Below are 17,970 nucleotides of genomic sequence, written 5' to 3'. Positions count from 1 at the left end.
ACCCATGATCTCTCGTGCGCCTTTTTACACCATCATTGCATTGTTGATCTTAGTCGGCCTCGGCAGTGCCTTAACCCGCCACTTACAGCTGGGCATACCCTGGCTCCCGGGTGAGCAGAAACAGGTTTGGCTGATCGAAGCACGTGTCGACTTTAATGCCAGCGGCACAGCCGTCCTAGCCAGTTTAGATCTGCCCGATAACCCGCCTGGCTTTACTCTTCTGAATGAACAAGCAGCCTCACCAGGCTATGGTTTTTCGATTATCGAAAACGATGGCCAACGCCGGGGAGAGTGGTCAAAAAACACGGCGACGGGTGCACAAACACTCTATTATAAAGCGCAATTTATTACCGATCCCGACAAACCTATCAGCCGCGTTGAACGTCGTCCACGCGTTAAAGAGGTATTCTGGGATGAACCAGAAGCCACAGCGGCTACCTATGTTTTAGAACTCGCGCAAAGTAAGTCCAGTACTCCCGAAAGCCTGACACGCGAACTGATTCGCCTCATCCAAAACCCAGAACCTGGCCAGAATACAGCGCTCCTCTTGAGTGCTTCCAGCCGTGTGGCCGCTTTAGAAAAACTCTTAAATCAAGCGGGTATCCCTGCCCGTATTGCCATCGGTTTATATCTGGAAGATGCGCGGCGGCGTCAAGCCACCACCCCGATGATCGAAATTTTTGTTGATGATCGCTGGTTGGTCTTTAATCCGGAAACGGGGGAACAGGGCCTACCTGAAAACCTGCTGCTTTGGCAGCGTGGCGGCGATTCTCTGTTGGATGTGATGGGGGGCAGCCGCTCACGGGTGAGCTTCTCCATGATTGAACAAACCCTTCCCTCCCTGGAATTGGCGCAAACACAGTTTGCCGGTCAGGGTTTTGCTTGGTTAGGGGTACATACTCTGCCCATCGAAGAGCAAAGTATGTTTAAGCTCCTCTTCTTGCTACCTTTGGGGGCAATGGTGGTGGTGTTTATGCGCATTATTATTGGCTTAAAAACCTCTGGAACTTTTATGCCGATTTTGATCGCTTTGGCGTTCTTACAAACCTCACTGGGTTTGGGGTTGATCAGCTTTGTTTCGATTGTGGCCATGGGATTGGTAATCCGTACCTACCTCTCCCGACTTAACCTCCTCTTGGTCTCGCGTATCGCAACCCTGGTCATCCTGGTCGTGTTCTTAGTCTCTTTCCTGAGCTTGGTCGGTTATCAGCTCGGCTTCAGTACCGGTATGACCATCACCTTCTTCCCGATGATCATCATCGCTTGGACGATCGAACGTATGTCGATTCTCTGGGAAGAAGAAGGCCCACGCGAGGTCCTAACACAGGGGGGCGGCAGCCTCTTGGTGGCCGTACTCGCTTATCTGTTGATGCAACTACCGATCTCTGGACACCTGACGTTTAACTTCCCGGAGTTGAACCTGGTCATCCTGGCGCTGATCATGTTGATGGGACAGTATACCGGCTACAAATTCTCTGAATTGCGTCGTTTCCGTGCTCTGTTGGAGAATCAGAAATGAAGTGGGCACTGCCCTGGCAACTGCATAAAGCCGGCATCCTCGGCATGAACTGCCGCAATGTCGACTTCATTGGCCGCTACAACCTGCGCCGCTTTTATCCATTGGTGGATGATAAGTTAAAAACCAAACTCCTAGCCGAGGAGTTTGGTGTCGCCACGCCACAGCTACGCTTTGTGGTACGTGCCCAACATGAGATCAGCCATGTTGAGGATCGTTTATTAGCACTGGAGGGCTTCGCGATTAAGCCTTCGCGAGGTTCAGGTGGTAAAGGCATCCTCGTCATCATCGGACGCAATGGCGATAAGTTTGTGAAAGCCTCGGGAGCTGAGATCAGCCTAGAGGATATCAAGCGTCATCTCACCAACACCCTCGCGGGCCTCTACTCATTACGAGGCGTCCCGGATGTTGCCATTATTGAAGACCTGATCGAATTTGATAACACCTTTAAGGGCTACTCTCACGAAGGGGTTCCCGATATACGCATCATCGTTTTTCGCGGTTATCCGGTGATGGCGATGTTACGTTTAGCCACCCATGCCTCGGACGGTAAAGCAAACCTGCATCAAGGGGCGGTTGGGGTGGGCTTAGATATCGCGACAGGCCAGAGTTTAAAAGCGGTGCAGTTTTCAACCCCCATTGAGTTGCATCCCGACACTAAAAAACCTTTGAAAGATCTTTCCATCCCGGACTGGGAAGCGATGTTGCTGCTGGCGTCACGCTGTTATGAGATGAGTAATCTGGGTTATATCGGAACCGATATTGTCTTAGATCGTTCACGTGGGGCGCAGTTGTTAGAACTCAATGCTCGCCCTGGACTCTCCATTCAGGTCGCCAATGGACGTGGTTTGTTACCTCGACTGCGCCATATCGAGAAGATCCGCAAACCGCATCGTAGCGCCGAAGAGCGTGTGCACTACGTCATGCAAACCTTCAGTCAGCACGGACTTTAAGTCCGCGCTGGCGTTGCCTGGCTCGACGCTTAACCACTCCCACGGGTTTGTGTCCGATTCGGCTTGGCGTTGCGTTCAATAAAGTCGATGATCATACCAGCAATATCCTTGCCTGAGGCCGCTTCAATGCCCTCTAATCCAGGCGATGAGTTCACCTCCATCACGACTGGACCATGATTAGAGCGCAGCAGATCCACTCCACATACATTTAATCCCATCACTTTCGCCGCGCGCAACGCCGTGGCCCGCTCTTCAGGCGTAATCCGGCAGAGTGTCGCGGTACCGCCACGGTGCAAATTGGAGCGAAATTCACCCTCCTTCGCTTGGCGCTTCATCGCCGCCACCACTTTACCGCCGATGACAAAAGCACGGATATCCGCTCCACGTGCCTCTTTGATAAACTCTTGAACTAGGATCTGCTGTTTCAACCCCATAAAGGCTTGAATCACACTTTCCGCCGCTTGTTTGGTTTCGGCCAAGACCACTCCGATTCCCTGGGTACCTTCCAGCAATTTAATCACCACAGGTGCGCCGCCCACCGTATCCAAGAGGTCATCGATATCATCTGGAGAGTGGGCAAAGCCGGTCACGGGCAAACCTATCCCTTTACGCGACAGGAGTTGCAGGCTGCGCAGTTTATCGCGTGCACGGGTGATCGCCACCGACTCATTCAACGGATAGACGCTCATCATTTCAAATTGGCGCAGCACCGCTGTGCCATAAAAAGTCACGGAAGCGCCGATACGGGGAATCACCGCATCGTAACCCTCTAACACCTCACCGCGATAATGGATCTGCGGATTATGCGAAGTGATATTCATATAACAACGTAACGCATCAATCACTCGGACCTCATGCCCACGCGCTTGGGCAGCTTCGACCAAACGACGGGTCGAATACAGCTTGCTATTGCGTGATAAGATGGCAATTTTCATGGTGCCAGATCCTTTCCCATCAGATAAGAACGTGCCGGATCGACATAAAACCGACCCTTTAACGCCTCACGCCCTAACAGCATACGAAAGCGCATATTATCTCGACGCGTTAACGAGAGTTCGATCAGGTACTGCATTTTGCCTATCACCACATGAGTTTCTATAAAATAACGTCGAGTGGTATGCCCACCGGAATCCCTGACCTGACGCACATCCTTGACTAAAGCTTCACACCACACCTCCTCATCGGATCCTTGATGGGGATGTAAGCCAAATTTTACCCAGCGCTGACCTGCACGCTTAAACTCTTTTACCGAAAAGGCATGTAATGCCGAAGTTCGTGCTCCGGTATCCACTTTACATTTCAGGGCAGCGACCCCTAAATCAGGAAGCGCTATCCACTCACGCCAACCTACAAGGGAGGGTGTCTGACTCGAATCGGACATGGAAAGCTCCTTGATACCGCATCGGCCACTCTTCTCCAAATGGCAAACGGGTCGGTTAGAAGAGATCGACGGCTCCGGCCACAGGTCGAGTTTCCACCTGCTGCAGATAAGCCTTCTCACGATCAATGATGGTCGAGTTGTGCATGGAGCGTATCTTCTTCAGGAGCACTCGACCGGTTTGCGGGAAAAAATACACTTTTCGAGGATAAAGATCGAGCACATCTTTCGCGACAACAGGAATCGACTCTTTACGCAGATGCTCAAAAACGAACGCCACGTTGCGCTCACCGACCTGACTAAACTGCAAGGTCTTGAGCACCTGTCCTCCACCAAACACCTTGGCTTCTAAACGCTGCCGATTTGCGCCGAGTTTTAACAGGTGGTTGACCAGCAATTCCATCGCATACAGACCATAACGCCCTGAAGCCGCTAAAGGGCCGGTTTCGCCTGAGCGATCATGGGGTAACAGAAAATGGTTCATGCCACCCACACCGGTCAAACGATCCCGCAGACAGACCGAAACACAGGAACCCAGCACCGTCACGATCATGGTTTCCTCTTCAGTCGCAAAATACTCGCCCGGCAAAACCTTGACGGCTTCAGTGGCAAAATGACGATCATAATAATGGTTAGAGGCCAGATGAGGATCAACAAATCCCAGCTTATTGGAGGATGGCGCAGGCATGCCTTCCTCCTTGAAGCAAGGTAAAGGATTGTGAGAGTTGTCGCACCAACATTAAACCCCGACCGGCACAGTGCTGCGACTCAGTCACAGGTGATGGAAGATTCTCAAACCCCTGGCCACTGTCGATCACCTCCACCTGGAGCGTCGGTTTCGCTCCCTGCTGCCAATCAAGAATCAGCGTGAGCTGGTCCTGTGGTGCCAATTGGCACAGAGCCTCTTCTCGCTTCAGGTAAAAATCCATAAAACCTTCTTGATCAACTTTGTTGCATGAAGACAGCTTAAGAATGCCATGATCAATGGCATTGTTGATCAACTCACTTAAGAGGGTAAACACACGCTGACACTGATGTTCGGAAAAACCCATACTGCGCAGCAACTGGATCGACTGCGCCGCTAGCTCTTGTTGCTGGATTTGTTGGCCGGAGAGCGTCATCGACCAGCGAAAAGGTGCCAAATGCTTTAAGTCGGCAAAGCCGGACGCATCATGATAGGACAAAAGGCGTGGTAACAAGGCCGCAAACTCGAGAACAAAGAGCGACACATCATCATCAAACTGGCGGCTACTGGCGTGCTGTTGCAGGGTATAGAGGACACCCTCTGTCAGGATTTCAGCCGGCCCCTCAGGATCACCGAGCAAGTCTAGAGCCGGTGGATGCCTTAATGTTTGCAGTAAGCGTGTGTCCCCAAAGGGTTCTCCGCGCGCACCGGTTTGCTCGGTGACACCATCACTATAACCGACTAAACAACACCCTGATTGCACACGAATCACTTCACAATTTGCATCCAAAGTTTGCTGCTCGAGAATGCCTAACGCCATATGACGCGAGCGAAAGCTATGTTTAACCTCACCTTCTGCATCGAGTAGATAGAGCGTGGGCATCCCCCCGTTCCACACATGCACTTCCTGTTTATGTGGGTCTAACTCGATCAGACTGGCGGCCACAAAACGATCCGGTGGCAGCAGGCTTTCCAATCTCTGATTAATTTCTCGGATGATATTGCCCAGTCGATAACCCTTATCCACCATTGCGCGGAAAATACTCAACATTGGCATCAGCGTAATAGTGGCCGACAAACCATGCCCGGTCGCATCGGCATGCAAAATAAACAGGTTACCGGAAGGCGATAAAGCTTTTTGAATCAAATCACCGCTAAACTCGGCTGTTGACTCCAAACGCACACTCAAGCCCGGCAAGGGTGAATCCTGCTCGTTATAGAGATGGGTATAAAAAAGATGAGAAGCCATCTCCTGTTCCATGCGCGCATGGTGAATCAGGTTTTGCAGGCGAGTATTTTGATTGGTGATGATCCGCGCCAAACGTACCTTTGACACCAGTGCATCGACCTTGAGGCAGAGGAGTAACGGATTGATCGGCTTAACAATGTAATCATCCACCCCCATCTGTAAGCAGCGTGATAGCAGTTCACGATCCTCACTGGCACTGATAATCACCACCGGGATATGGAAACGATAATCATCCCGTACTAAATGCGGCAACAGATCCAAGGCGCTAAGACGAACATCCTGATGATCCAACAAGGCGATATCAATATGGATATCGGATGAGATCACCTCTAAGGCGGCAGCATAGTTAAGCACTGAAATGACCACATAACCTTGCTGCTCAAGGAAACGACTGAACAATTGATTTAGTTCAGGGTTGGTTTCCAGCAGTAAGAGGGTGATGTCGCTGCGTTCTGTCACTTTCAGTGTTGAGATCATCGAATCTGTACTAGCTTACCCATGTTGGCAATCTCAAGGATTTCGGCCGCATTGCCGCGTGCATTGATCAAGACCACCTTACGCCCTGATTCAGCAGCCTTTTTCTGTAGCATCACAATCATGCCCAAGGCGGAAGAGTCGAGATACTGCACATTAGCAAAATCGACCAGAATTTCACTGCTCTGTGCTTGACGGAAAATATCCTGACTTAAACTGTAAAAAGTTTTGTGGAAGCTAAAATCAAAGCGTTCCGGTAGTTTTAGAAGTGCCTGCTGTTCTGACATAGGTCCCATTGTCCAAAAATATAAATTTAGAAAAGATCGATATCGCCACTGCTCATGGAGCTGGCGGAAACAGGGTTAGATTTACGGCTTTCGCGATCACGACGGAATTGCTCAATACTGCGTGTGAGGGCTTCCGTATCCAGATTACTGCGCTCATTCTTCAAAGCTTCGGCTAGGACTAATAGATGGCGCTGCTCATCGGTGGTATGAATAATGGTCTGGCTGCTCATATCCTGGAACTGCATAGCACGCATGGCGTTAAAGAGCGCCATCATCAGCTCTTGTGAGATCTGCTCCATATCTTCGGTAACCGCCTTATCTTGCTCAGACTTTTGCATCAAGCGGTCTATCGCTTCTTGCACCTCTTTTTTCGCCTCGATAATAAAGCTCATATCCTGAGAAGCAATGCGGCTCACATCATCCACCAGCTTGGCGATCTGGCCGTTCATACTGGTCAAACCATCTTGAATATTTTTACTGAAGCTGGCTGAACGGCTGGATAGCGCACGCACTTCATCGGCAACCACGGAAAACCCCCGTCCGCTCTCTCCGGCACGTGCCGCTTCAATCGCCGCATTCAAAGCCAAAAGGTTGGTTTGTTTGGCGATATTGTCGATATCTTCAAGGATACGCATTAACTGTGGCATCTGATCCGACAACTGAGAGACTCGTTCCAACATTTCCATCGAATCCGCACTCATCTGTACCGTTGCTTCGACAAAATTATTCAGTGTTTTTAAGGTGCTGGCCGCAAAGTCTCCCATGCGGGCTTCTTTATCGCCCTGAGTGCTACCCAACTGATCGTCACCGTGTAGCAGGGTATTCACCTGCATCTGTTGACGTTCTATCTGCTCTTTAAGCTGCGCAAAAGAGGCTGCCAGGGTATTCATTGCATCGTTTTGCATGCCCAAAAGTGCATCCATATCCTGCACCATCTCGGAGACTACGGATTCGATACAATCCCCAATATCATGCAGATCCTCACGCACCTCGACGACCTCCTGCACCAGGCCGCTTTTTGTGTCCTGAACCCGTTTCGGTGTGGCAGACTTCTGATGGCTTTGCCAAGTCGCCAGCAATGGAATTAGTACAGCCGCCAACACACCAAGTAATGGATGAAGCCAAAGCGCGATGCCCGCTCCAAGAAGCAGCGCCAGCACTGCAGCAATCCAAGAGATCATCTTCATCTTTCCATTCCTTCCTTTAAACTCGGTTAATCCGCTGACCGACCTTCTCTATTACTCTGCTCGCTAAACGATTCAGCGGCAGCACTTCATCCACGGCTCCCATCGCAATCGCTTCTTTTGGCATCCCAAAAACGATGCAACTCGCTTCATCCTGTGCCAAGGTCCAAGCACCGGCGGCTTTCATGGTTTTCATGCCGAGAGCACCATCTTTACCCATCCCCGTCATAATCACACCGATGGCATTGGCTCCGGCCACCTTAGCCGCTGAATTAAACAATACATCCACCGCAGGTCGATGACGGTTCACCGGCGGGGCATCACTTAAGGCGGTCATATAATTGGCACCACTGCGTACAATTTCCATGTGGGCATAGCCCGGAGCAATGTACACATGACCTGGCAGGACACGTTGATTGTGCGTGGCTTCCTGCACCTTCAGCGCACAGAGCTTATCCAAGCGCTCCGCAAACGTCCGAGTGAAATTTTCCGGCATATGCTGAGTAATCAAGATGGCCGGCATATCCGCAGGTAAGTCCATCAGAAACTCGCGGATGGCTTCAGTTCCGCCGGTAGAGGCGCCTACAAAAATCAACTTCTCGGTTGAAGAAAACTGCATCCTATGTGGCTGAGTCGTCACCTTCCGGATCGGCTTATTCGCGATCGGTGTTAAAGGTCGTATACGGGCACTGGCGGTGATGCGAATCTTCTCAGCAATTAAGTCAGAGTAGCTTTGCAGACCGCTGGCAATATCCACCTTGGGTTTAGCAATAAAATCTACTGCGCCCAGCTCCAACGCCTTGAAGGTGACCTCGGAACCCTTCTCGGTGAGGGAAGACACCATCAATACCGGCATGGGACGCAAGCGCATCAAACGCTCCAGAAAATCCAAGCCATCCATACGTGGCATCTCCACATCCAAAGTCAGCACATCTGGATTGTGAAGCTTAATCAGCTCACGTGCGACCAAGGGATCGGGCGCTGCGGCCACTACCTCCATATCTGAGTGGCTGTTGATAATTTCGGTCAGGAGTTTACGAATCAGCGCTGAGTCGTCCACCACGAGGACACTGATTTTTTTATCTGCTTGCGCCATCAGCTAAAAAGCTCCACATTGCCGGTAATTTCAGTATCTGTCAGGCGCTGAAAATAATCCGCCTCACGCTCAAAAATTGTGGTGTTATTCAAACGTTTTAATTTCTTTACCAAGACCCGACCACTGTGCGGGAAAAAGTACACTTTGCGTGGAAAACTATCCAACAGATCCTGTCCCACAACCGGGATGGATTCACGTTGTAAATAGTTCACCAAGAAGCGGCTGTTACGCTCGCCGATGACATGACTACCTGGACGCGAAAGCACATTGCCGGCTCCAAACACCTTAGCTTCAAGACGTTTACGCTCAGCCCCCATTTTTAACAACTCATTAATCAGCACTTCCATCGCGTGGCTACCATATCTGACTGAACGCTGCTGCTGTTCTTGATCACGATAAGCGTCCGGCAGCATAAAATGTGTCATGCCACCGATCCCTTGTTGTGGGTCACGAATACAGGCACAGACACAGCTGCCTAATACCGTCACCAGAAGCATGTCGCGTGCCGTGACGTAGTACTCACCCGGTAGCAACTTCACCGCCTCCATCTCAAAATAGGGATCAAAATAGAGATCGGGTAGACTGCTTGCGCCCGCTTCACCGCTTTCAGACATAGTCTAATTTTCCTTAGCCGTGCCACGCACCGGTGCAAACATGGTTTTGCCGATGGAGCGAAACAGATCGGTTGCGTGATTAAAGCTTTCTGAATGCCCAGCATACAGCAGACCCCTCTCATTCAGCTGCGGATGCAGTTTGGACAGAATCTGGTATTGCGTGGGTTTATCAAAATAGATCATCACATTGCGGCAGAAGATCGCTTCAAACCCTCCACGCATCGGCCATTGTGGCGCCAGCAGGTTTAAAGAGCGAAAGCTGATCAAAGCCTGTAACTCTGGACGCACCTTAACGCTGCCAGCACGTGCACCGCGTCCTTTCAGAAAAAAGGTTTTAACCCGCGCTTCATCCAGACGCTCAATACGCTCCATACCGTAGACACCGCGTTTGGCGTGCTCCAGCACATTGGTATCCACATCTGTCGCCAAGATACTCACGGGAGGTGTCCAACTACCAAAACTCTCCACTGCGGTCATGGCTAAGGAATAGGCTTCCTCTCCGGTAGAGCAGGCCGCTGACCAGATCTGAATACGGCCTTTGTCTTGCGCCTGACTCGCCTGCAGCGCCTCAAAACGTTGCGCTAGATGCACAAAGTGATGCTCCTCACGAAAAAAAGCGGTGAGGTTAGTCGTTAAGGCATTAATAAAATCCTGAGCTTCCAGATTATGGTTTTGCAGATAATCCAGATAGTCGGAAAATCGGCTTAATCCCAACACTCTTAAGCGTCGCGCTATCCGGCTATAGACCAGATCACGCTTGCGGGCGGTGAGTGAGATCCCCGCCCGTTTGCGTATGAGCGCGCGAATTCGCTCAAAATCCGCATCCGTGAAATCAAATTCGCGCTGCATAAGCGGACTCCGTTAGAACTCCTCCCACTCATCGTCATCCTGACGTGCCGGTGGCGCAATGCGCGGAGCCGGTTTACGTGCCGACTTAGCGGCCGATGCACTCGGCTGTGCCTTTGAGCTGGGTTTAGCCGCCAGACGGGGGGCACTTGGTTGTGCCAGATGCAGACTCTGCTCATCGACTTTAAACACCGCGACCGATGTCGCCAGTGCTGTGGCCTGCTCTTCCAAAGACTCAGCTGCTGCTGCGGCTTCTTCAACCAGAGCAGCGTTCTGCTGAGTCACATCATCCATCTGCGTCACCGCCAGGTTGACCTGCTCGATACCCTGGCTTTGCTCTTCCGAAGCCGCCGAAATTTCGCCCATAAGGTCGGTGACACGCTTCACCGAAACGACAATCTCTTCAATCGTAGAGCCCGTTTCTTTTACCAGTGCCGAACCTTCATGCACAATATCTACGGAGCGCCCGATTAACTCTTTAATCTCTTTAGCCGCCGCTGCTGAACGCTGTGCTAAGGAGCGCACTTCACCGGCAACGACCGCAAAACCACGCCCCTGTTCACCGGCACGCGCTGCCTCTACCGCCGCATTCAATGCCAGGATATTGGTCTGGAAAGCGATACCATCAATCAGTGTGGTGATATCTGCGATTTTATTCGAGCTTTCACTGATCGCTTCCATGGTTTTCACAACCCGGCGCGCTTTATCACCCCCGGCTTCAGCGACTTGGCTCGCACCCTGTGCCAGCTGGTTCGCCTGACGAGCATTGTCTGCGTTCTGACGAACAGTTGAAGTCAACTCCTCTAGGCTGGAAGCCGTTTCTTCCAAACTTGAAGCCTGCTCTTCGGTACGCTGGGAGAGATCCGTATTACCGGCCGAGATTTCCTGAGCCGCTGTATTAATCGCGTCCACTGACTCTTTGATTTCAGCCACCAGCTGCTTGAGCTGGCTCACTGTTTGATTGGTGCTGCTCTGCAACTGACCAAAAGAACCTTGATACTCACCAGTCACCTGCTGGGTCAGATCGCCTTTCGACAGGTGCTCGAGAACCCGCATGACTTCATTCAAACCAGTATCTGTCACCTGCATCAACTCATTGACCCCCTCACCCAGACGTTTGAAGAAGCCACTTTGCTGTTCGGTATCAATACGTGCACTGAAGTCACCAGCCACCGCTTTTTCAACCAGACTGGTAATACTACGCTCAACCATCACCTCTTCGGTGCGGTCATTCCACTCAACGACTGAACCCAGACGCTCACCCTCTTCGTTGAAGATAGGATTCGCCACCAGCGCAAAGGTACGCCCACCGATCTGAATAGTTGCACTGTGTTTGGTTTTCAGCGCCCCCAGCATACTACGCTGATGTGCTGGATTTTTATGGAATAGATCGATACTGCGACCCATCAAATTATCGGGATCAAAGTTCGGCAGTTCACGACGTATCTCATTCGCCCCATTGCGGAACATCTGTTGCACCGCTGGGTTCAGATAAATGATGTCGAAATTAGCATCCGCCACCATAACATTCGCCGATACACTGTCCAGTGCATTTTTAATGCGCAGGTTGATGTTCGACACTCGATGCGTTTCTTCGATATCGGCTTTCAACTTACGCTGGGTTTCCGCCAAGGCTTTCAGTGCCAGACCCACTTCATCCTTGCGTGTTTCCTCAATTTTCTGGTTCAAATCTCCTTCACCTATCGCGGCAAAGTGGCCAACCAGCGCACGTAACGGACGCACCATACTTAGGAAGACCATCATGGATAGCGCTAAGACGATCAGGATCGCTAAAATCGAAATTACAGTGACCTGTTTAAGCTCGACTTGTGAGGTGCTGACAGCCTCATTGGCATCCGCCGCCGCACGCGTGGTGTTTTGTGTAACTAATGCTTCAAAAGTGGCTCCCATCGCATCAGAGATCGGCACCATGCGGTTGATGGTGCGCTGATACTCCTGCATCAAACGCTGATAACGCAATTCATCTTGCGTGTCGATCATGGCGGCAATCAGACCATCAAGATCTACATAAATCTCGCGCCAAGCGCGATATTCACCTGCTAGCTGATTATAGATTTCCTGTCCGCGCTGAGTCACACGTGGAATCTTAGCCAGGGCCTCCCAGTTCTCATCAATGGCACGCCAAGATGTCTGGCGCTGCTCAACGATGGCACGCAGGCCATCTTTGCGCTGATACCCGTCCGTTTGGGTTAAGACATCAATAGTTTGCGCACGAATGGCCATACGATCCTTATTCATAGTCATCAACGAGACCATCGAAGGCACACGGTTGTCACGCATCAACTGAGCGTATTTTGACCAGCCGGTATACCCTAAGTAGGCTTCCCAGCTAATAAAAATCAATGCAGCTAGCATCACCAGGCTCATCAAACCAATCTTGATGCTGGTGGATAAATTATTAAACCATCGCATACGTCTGCTCCATTATTCCTTAAACAGCGGTCTGACTCAGTTGATCCACTAAACCCATTTCACTGCTGGTCATGAGTTTTTCAATATCGACAACAATCGCCATACGCTCAGCCACAGTGGCCAAACCCATGAGATACTGCGTATCAAAGGTGGCTCCAAAGTCAGGCGCGGGACGAATATCGTCATCACTCAATGCAATCACATCCGACACGGCATCCACCACCATCCCGACAATGCGCTGCCCTAAATTGAGAATGATCATCACAGTAAAGGCATCGTAGGTCGCTTCACCTAAGTGAAACTTCAACCGCATATCCACAACGGGAACGATCACACCACGCATATTGATCACACCCTTGATGTAATCGGGCGTGTTAGCAATACGTGTCACCGCGTCGTATCCACGGATCTCTTGAACCTTGAGAATATCGATTGCGTACTCTTCTGCACCTAGAGTGAAGGTCAGATATTCTCGTGTTTCCACACGGCTCTGCTCATCTCTCATTTCTGCCATCTAGATTACCTCAGAAAGACATAGATTCAGGCGCCACATCACTTTTATGCATGCGTGCCAGTCGATCTATATCAATAATCAATGCGACACGACCATCACCCATGATGGTCGCCCCCGAAATACCTTCTACTTTACGATAGTGTGTTTCCAAACTTTTAATCACCACCTGCTGCTGGGCAATGAGTTCATCCACAAACAAAGCCATTTTGCCAGCCACGGTTTCGACCACCACCAGTATCCCAGCCTCTGGATCGGTAAATTTAGGGGTCAAGGTAAAGAGCTTCCAGAGTTCCAATAGAGGCACATATTCACCGCGAATATGCACAACACGCCCTTGGCCCGAAACAGATTTGAGCTGCTCGCTTTCCGGCTGGATCGATTCGATGATGCGCGTCAAGGGTAGGATAAAGATCTCTTCCCCCACTCTTAAAGACATACCGTCGAGTATAGCGAGGGTCAGCGGCAACCTTAGACCAATACGCGTCCCCATGCCGGGTACAGAATCGATCTCGACTTGCCCCTTCATCTCGGCAATATTACGCTGCACCACATCCATGCCAACACCTCGACCGGAAACATCGGTAATCTCTTTGGCGGTCGAAAAACCTGGCGCAAAAATTAACTGCCAGACTTCTTTATCTGTGGGGTTATCACTGATCGGCAGGCCTTTTTCCCGCGCCTTTTCGAGCAAACGTTCGCGATTTAACCCTGCTCCATCATCGCTGATCTCGACCAGAATACTGCCACCCTGATGGCTCGCACTCAGGGTAATGGTGCCCTCTTCAGGCTTACCGAGCTGGCTGCGAATTTCGGGCGACTCGATACCATGATCAATACTGTTGCGCAGCAAATGTGTCAGCGGATCGGCCAGCTTCTCAATCAAGCCCTTGTCCAACTCCGTTTCCTCACCCACTAGTTTCAGGGCGACTTTTTTCTGCATCTTCTGCGACAGATCCCGCACGACACGAGGGAAACGCCCAAAAACAAAGTTAATCGGCAGCATACGGATCGACATCACGGCTTCTTGCAGATCGCGGGAGTTACGCTCCAGGTTCGCCAAACCATTGTGTATCGCTTCATAAGTCACAGGATCGAGGATCGAAGCAGACTGCGCCAACATGGAACGAGTAATCACCAGTTCACCCACGAGGTTGATCAACTGATCCACCTTTTCAATCCCTACACGAATCGAGGTTTCAGCCGCAGCCGCTTTGCTCGCGGATTTAACACCGCTCGCTTTTTCTGTGTTTTTTGCAGGGGCAGGAGTTTTTAAGTCTGGCTGGGACGGCGCCACGGGCACTGGATTCTTTGTCGCTATAGCTGCGCGCCCTAACATTTCTGCCGTGTCGGAAGAGTGCACCGGCAACTCCGACTCATCGACAAAAAAGCCAAATCCTTGTTCGGCCTCCAAAGCGGCTTGGCTGGCAGCGTCCTGCGCCGCCGGTAACTCAGATGGGTCAACAAAAAAGCCGAAACCCTCTTCCTCTGCGGCTTCTGGTTCCGAGTGCGCGGGTAAGCTTTCTAAGTCTACAAAAAAACCGAAACCAGGATCTTCATCACTGATGGCTTCTTCTCTGAGTGCTTCTTCCTGGATAGTCTGAGCAGCAGGCAAAGAGTCCTCATCGACAAAGAAGCCATAGGCATCCTCTTCATCTTCATCTGTCACCGCTTGTGGTGTTTCGTTAAGAGCCTCGAAGCTGACTTCATCGGCTTGGCACACGAAGGCAAACACCTCTTCCAGCGCTTCCAGATTCAGTGCGGTGGTTAACTCCCAGACACGCTGGCTGTTCGCGGCACGTGAGATGAGCACCAGATCTCCCATCGCAGCCAGATCACTCAACAGCGCCGCTTCACTGACGGCGCCACTGAAGAGATCCGTATGCGGATGCAGATGGATACGCCAGCGGTTTGCACTCAAGTGAGGCGACGAAGTGAAAGTGCTCTCCGGCGCGCCAGGCATCACCGTGACTGGGAGCACAGATTCACTGCCTTCTGCCAGGCGCATCAAATGCGCTTTACTCTCCAGCACCGCTTGATCATCCACATGCGTGCCATCCTGATGCGCCTCTAGCATCAAACTCAGCAAATCACAGCAGTGCAAGAAAGCGGTAATCATTTCATCCGTGACCTGCAGTTCCTGACGACGCAACTTATCGAGCAGGGTTTCCAAAGCGTGGGTCAGATCCGCAATATCTTTGAAGCCAAAGGTACCGCTCCCGCCTTTTATCGAGTGGGCAGCACGAAATATGGCATTCAACTCTTCCAGATCAGGCGCATCCAGATCCAAAGAAAGTAATAGACTTTCCATGGTCGCTAGATGCTCATAGGCTTCATCAATAAACACCTGATGAAACTGACTCAGATCGATACTCATCCTGTCGAACCCTCTGCAGGTCTCCGGTCAGCGGTCATTAACCGATCACTTTTTTGACCACTTCAATCAATTTTTGCGGATCAAACGGCTTCACCAACCAACCGGTTGCGCCTGCGGCTTTACCCTGAGCCTTCATCGCATCACCGGCTTCTGTGGTGAGCACTAAGATGGGCACAGAACGGTAAGCAGGCAAAGCTCGCAGATTACGAATCAGCGTCAGTCCATCCATATTCGGCATATTTTGATCGGTAAGAATCAGATCAAACTTAGCTGTTTTGGCTTTTTCCAGTCCCTGTGCACCATCTACCGCTTCCGTCACTGTGTAACCTGCGCCTTTCAGCGTAAAGCTCACCATCTGACGGATAGAGGCTGAGTCATCCACACTCAGAATCGACTTACCCATAGCATCTCCTGTGTAATTTGATGACGAAATCGATAGATTTCGACTTATCTCAAGAAAGGATTATATGCAAAGTTTTACACTTCCGATATGAAATTACAGCCTAGACACGACTTAAATCAAAAACAATTTAAAACAGAGGAGATGAATAACCGAGCCGAATCCTCAGTTATTCCGGGCAAAAAGGAACAGGATTCAAACAAGTAGAATAGACGAGAAAGACAATAGAGAGCCGAGCTTGAACGCTCAGCTCTGTGAAAATCAGAACAACTTAGTGGTGATGGCCGCCCACGCCGTGCGCATGACCATGTGCAATCTCTTCATCGCTGGCGGCACGTACCGATTGGATTTCAATTTCATACATCAGTGTCTGACCGGCTAAAGGATGATTGGTATCCACGGTGATCATAAACTTACCCGGCTTAGTCACGGTGACATGACGCGCACCCTGATCGGTATGCACCAGCGCAATCATGCCCGCACGCCACTGCTTGTGCCCCGCAGGCAAACCCTGTAGATGCTTAATTGGGACACGCATTTCACGATCCGCCTCACGCTCACCATAGGCTTCTTCGGGGGCCAAAGTGACTTCAAAACGCTCACCGGCCTGACGCCCTTCCATTGCCACTTCCAGACCCGGGATCATGTTGTCATGGCCATGCAGATAGGCCATAGGATCTTGTCCATGATTGCTCTCAAGCAGCTCACCTGAAGCATTTTTCAAGGTGTAAAAAAACTGCACTACTGTATCCGAAGCCACAACCGACATGCTTATCTCAACCTTAATAATAAATAAAGACCTCGCGCAAAGGGGTAAGACCACCCCTTTACACCGAGATCAAAAAAACTCTACATCGCCGGTATTATACTGAACCGGAACGATCTCACCCTTCGCCACCAGATCTTCATAAAAACAGACCCGATTGCGACCATTCGCTTTGGCATAGTACATAGCCTGGTCCGCTTGATCTAGGAGACTATGCACCAGAGCATCTTTATGCACCTGGACTCCACCAAAACTAATCGTCACACGTCCGATCTGAGGAAAATGGTGTTTTTCTATACGCTGACGGAAGCGCTCAAACGCCATGCGCGCGCCTTCCATATCCGGGCACTCCGCGATGACCACAAACTCCTCACCGCCAAAGCGAAACAATAGATCATTTTCGCGGAAAGACTCACGCATCATCTGCGCAACCAGCAGCAAGACCTCATCACCGTAGATGTGGCCAAAACTATCATTAATCCGCTTGAAATGATCAATATCGATTATACCCAACCAATGGCCCGCCCCAAGATCCTTTTCCGGATAACTTCGGCGATCCCCCGGAACAGCAGGGGGCAGCTCATGAAAGCCCACCAAACCTATCACGCGCTGAATACTTTCATCAAAGGTCTTACGATTGAGCAATCCGGTCAACTGATCACGCTGAGCATCATCAATCAACAAGCAGAAATTTCGATAGATTTGCAGCATCCCCTGAATCAAACGCGCATCCTGCGGCGAACCCGGACGACGTGATTCAATCACCAGACAGACATTCATCGACTGCATATCCAACACGGGATAGGCGGAGATATTGTTGCCATTGGCCAACTTAGAATGATAAGCCCCACCCAAGCGCTGCGACATACGCAAGGCCGACTCGACCTCAGGAGATTCACTGCGCTGCGCCCGCGTCATGCTTGATTCATGATGACCATCACTACCATAACGCAAAGTGTGGCGATGCTTACCGACATTATCCAACTTGAGGAGAATCAGCTGTTCGGGTCGAAAGAGCTCATGCAGAGTTTTCAGCAAGCTGAATTCCAGCAACTCAATATCGCGAATAGAGGTCAGCGATGCCAAGCGATCCAGCAGTTGAGGGGTGGTGGACAAAGTCTCTCCTTAAGTGAACCATGTCATTTCGGTCAAAATCTGGTCTAATATACCGGATCATTTCCTTCGCATTCAATCAAGTTTT

The 17,970-nt window shown here is 50.8% G+C and carries 17 protein-coding genes; 2 read left to right on the top strand and 15 right to left on the bottom strand.

The features are described 5' to 3' along the window. Positions 1–4: 4 nt before the first annotated feature. Positions 5–1,519, top strand: a complete 1,515-nt coding sequence (locus tag E1H14_RS02980) for an inactive transglutaminase family protein (RefSeq protein ID WP_149389982.1) — start codon at positions 5–7, stop codon at positions 1,517–1,519. After that, positions 1,516–2,469 carry an alpha-L-glutamate ligase-like protein gene (locus E1H14_RS02975; protein ID WP_149389981.1) on the top strand — a complete coding sequence of 318 codons (954 nt, stop codon included), beginning with the start codon at positions 1,516–1,518 and terminating at the stop codon, positions 2,467–2,469. The genes E1H14_RS02980 and E1H14_RS02975 overlap by 4 nt, the downstream gene beginning before the upstream one ends. A 29-nt stretch (positions 2,470–2,498) precedes the next feature. Here E1H14_RS02975 and rimK read toward each other — a convergent pair whose 3' ends face one another. From rimK to E1H14_RS02900, 15 genes are all read right to left on the bottom strand, one after another. Continuing rightward, complete coding sequence (gene rimK, locus E1H14_RS02970) at positions 2,499–3,404, bottom strand: 30S ribosomal protein S6--L-glutamate ligase (protein ID WP_149389980.1); 906 nt, start codon at positions 3,402–3,404, stop codon at positions 2,499–2,501. After that, a complete protein-coding gene (locus E1H14_RS02965) occupies positions 3,401–3,850 on the bottom strand; it encodes an ATP-dependent zinc protease family protein (protein ID WP_149389979.1) in 450 nt (149 codons plus the stop codon). The genes rimK and E1H14_RS02965 overlap by 4 nt, the downstream gene beginning before the upstream one ends. A gap of 55 nt (positions 3,851–3,905) precedes the next feature. Further along, a complete protein-coding gene (gene cheD, locus E1H14_RS02960; RefSeq protein ID WP_149389978.1) occupies positions 3,906–4,535 on the bottom strand; it encodes a chemoreceptor glutamine deamidase CheD in 630 nt (209 codons plus the stop codon). Beyond that, a complete protein-coding gene (locus tag E1H14_RS02955) occupies positions 4,513–6,258 on the bottom strand; it encodes an ATP-binding SpoIIE family protein phosphatase (protein ID WP_149389977.1) in 1,746 nt (581 codons plus the stop codon). The genes cheD (E1H14_RS02960) and E1H14_RS02955 overlap by 23 nt, the downstream gene beginning before the upstream one ends. Beyond that, positions 6,255–6,542, bottom strand: a complete 288-nt coding sequence (locus E1H14_RS02950) for an STAS domain-containing protein (protein WP_149389976.1) — start codon at positions 6,540–6,542, stop codon at positions 6,255–6,257. Before E1H14_RS02950 ends, E1H14_RS02955 begins: the two co-directional genes overlap by 4 nt. 26 nt (positions 6,543–6,568) lie before the next feature. Beyond that, entirely contained in the window at positions 6,569–7,729 is a 1,161-nt protein-coding gene (locus tag E1H14_RS02945) for a methyl-accepting chemotaxis protein (protein ID WP_149389975.1), read from the bottom strand. A 16-nt stretch (positions 7,730–7,745) separates the two neighbouring features. After that, a complete protein-coding gene (locus E1H14_RS02940; RefSeq protein WP_149389974.1) occupies positions 7,746–8,822 on the bottom strand; it encodes a protein-glutamate methylesterase/protein-glutamine glutaminase in 1,077 nt (358 codons plus the stop codon). Continuing rightward, entirely contained in the window at positions 8,822–9,436 is a 615-nt protein-coding gene (cheD, locus tag E1H14_RS02935; RefSeq protein ID WP_149389973.1) for a chemoreceptor glutamine deamidase CheD, read from the bottom strand. The genes E1H14_RS02940 and cheD (E1H14_RS02935) overlap by 1 nt, the downstream gene beginning before the upstream one ends. Positions 9,437–9,439: 3 nt before the next feature. Continuing rightward, positions 9,440–10,285, bottom strand: a complete 846-nt coding sequence (locus E1H14_RS02930) for a CheR family methyltransferase (RefSeq protein WP_149389972.1) — start codon at positions 10,283–10,285, stop codon at positions 9,440–9,442. A gap of 12 nt (positions 10,286–10,297) precedes the next feature. Beyond that, positions 10,298–12,715, bottom strand: coding sequence for a methyl-accepting chemotaxis protein (locus E1H14_RS13395; RefSeq protein ID WP_200834015.1), 2,418 nt, complete (start codon positions 12,713–12,715; stop codon positions 10,298–10,300). Between the two features lie 19 nt (positions 12,716–12,734). Further along, entirely contained in the window at positions 12,735–13,229 is a 495-nt protein-coding gene (locus tag E1H14_RS02920; RefSeq protein ID WP_149389971.1) for a chemotaxis protein CheW, read from the bottom strand. 10 nt (positions 13,230–13,239) lie between these two features. Further along, entirely contained in the window at positions 13,240–15,603 is a 2,364-nt protein-coding gene (locus E1H14_RS02915; RefSeq protein ID WP_149389970.1) for a chemotaxis protein CheW, read from the bottom strand. A 37-nt stretch (positions 15,604–15,640) separates the two neighbouring features. Next, positions 15,641–16,006, bottom strand: a complete 366-nt coding sequence (locus E1H14_RS02910) for a response regulator (RefSeq protein WP_149389969.1) — start codon at positions 16,004–16,006, stop codon at positions 15,641–15,643. A 268-nt stretch (positions 16,007–16,274) separates the two neighbouring features. Next, the gene (locus E1H14_RS02905) at positions 16,275–16,772 is read right to left on the bottom strand and encodes an FKBP-type peptidyl-prolyl cis-trans isomerase (protein WP_149389968.1); all 498 of its coding nucleotides are present in this window, start codon (positions 16,770–16,772) and stop codon (positions 16,275–16,277) included. 69 nt (positions 16,773–16,841) lie between these two features. Next, positions 16,842–17,885, bottom strand: coding sequence for a GGDEF domain-containing protein (locus E1H14_RS02900; RefSeq protein WP_149389967.1), 1,044 nt, complete (start codon positions 17,883–17,885; stop codon positions 16,842–16,844). Positions 17,886–17,970 lie beyond the last annotated feature (85 nt).

This window comes from Nitrincola tapanii, from assembly GCF_008368715.1.
GTDB classification, from domain to species: Bacteria; Pseudomonadota; Gammaproteobacteria; order Pseudomonadales; family Balneatricaceae; genus Nitrincola; species Nitrincola tapanii.
Note: the sequence above shows the minus strand (reverse complement) of the source record. Positions and strands in the feature narration are given on the sequence as shown.

Bases quoted from the DNA above. Each gene is read 5' to 3' on its own strand.
- cheD (WP_149389973.1), bottom strand. From the start codon at position 9,436: ATGTCTGAAAGCGGTGAAGCGGGCGCAAGCAGTCTACCCGATCTCTAT.
- E1H14_RS02945 (WP_149389975.1), bottom strand. From the start codon at position 7,729: ATGAAGATGATCTCTTGGATTGCTGCAGTGCTGGCGCTGCTTCTTGGA.
- E1H14_RS02910 (WP_149389969.1), bottom strand. From the start codon at position 16,006: ATGGGTAAGTCGATTCTGAGTGTGGATGACTCAGCCTCTATCCGTCAG.
- E1H14_RS02955 (WP_149389977.1), bottom strand. From the start codon at position 6,258: ATGATCTCAACACTGAAAGTGACAGAACGCAGCGACATCACCCTCTTA.
- E1H14_RS02950 (WP_149389976.1), bottom strand. From the start codon at position 6,542: ATGTCAGAACAGCAGGCACTTCTAAAACTACCGGAACGCTTTGATTTT.
- E1H14_RS02940 (WP_149389974.1), bottom strand. From the start codon at position 8,822: ATGGCGCAAGCAGATAAAAAAATCAGTGTCCTCGTGGTGGACGACTCA.
- cheD (WP_149389978.1), bottom strand. From the start codon at position 4,535: ATGCCTGCGCCATCCTCCAATAAGCTGGGATTTGTTGATCCTCATCTG.
- E1H14_RS02965 (WP_149389979.1), bottom strand. From the start codon at position 3,850: ATGTCCGATTCGAGTCAGACACCCTCCCTTGTAGGTTGGCGTGAGTGG.
- rimK (WP_149389980.1), bottom strand. From the start codon at position 3,404: ATGAAAATTGCCATCTTATCACGCAATAGCAAGCTGTATTCGACCCGT.
- E1H14_RS02905 (WP_149389968.1), bottom strand. From the start codon at position 16,772: ATGTCGGTTGTGGCTTCGGATACAGTAGTGCAGTTTTTTTACACCTTG.
- E1H14_RS02915 (WP_149389970.1), bottom strand. From the start codon at position 15,603: ATGAGTATCGATCTGAGTCAGTTTCATCAGGTGTTTATTGATGAAGCC.
- E1H14_RS02920 (WP_149389971.1), bottom strand. From the start codon at position 13,229: ATGGCAGAAATGAGAGATGAGCAGAGCCGTGTGGAAACACGAGAATAT.
- E1H14_RS02975 (WP_149389981.1), top strand. From the start codon at position 1,516: ATGAAGTGGGCACTGCCCTGGCAACTGCATAAAGCCGGCATCCTCGGC.
- E1H14_RS13395 (WP_200834015.1), bottom strand. From the start codon at position 12,715: ATGCGATGGTTTAATAATTTATCCACCAGCATCAAGATTGGTTTGATG.
- E1H14_RS02980 (WP_149389982.1), top strand. From the start codon at position 5: ATGATCTCTCGTGCGCCTTTTTACACCATCATTGCATTGTTGATCTTA.
- E1H14_RS02930 (WP_149389972.1), bottom strand. From the start codon at position 10,285: ATGCAGCGCGAATTTGATTTCACGGATGCGGATTTTGAGCGAATTCGC.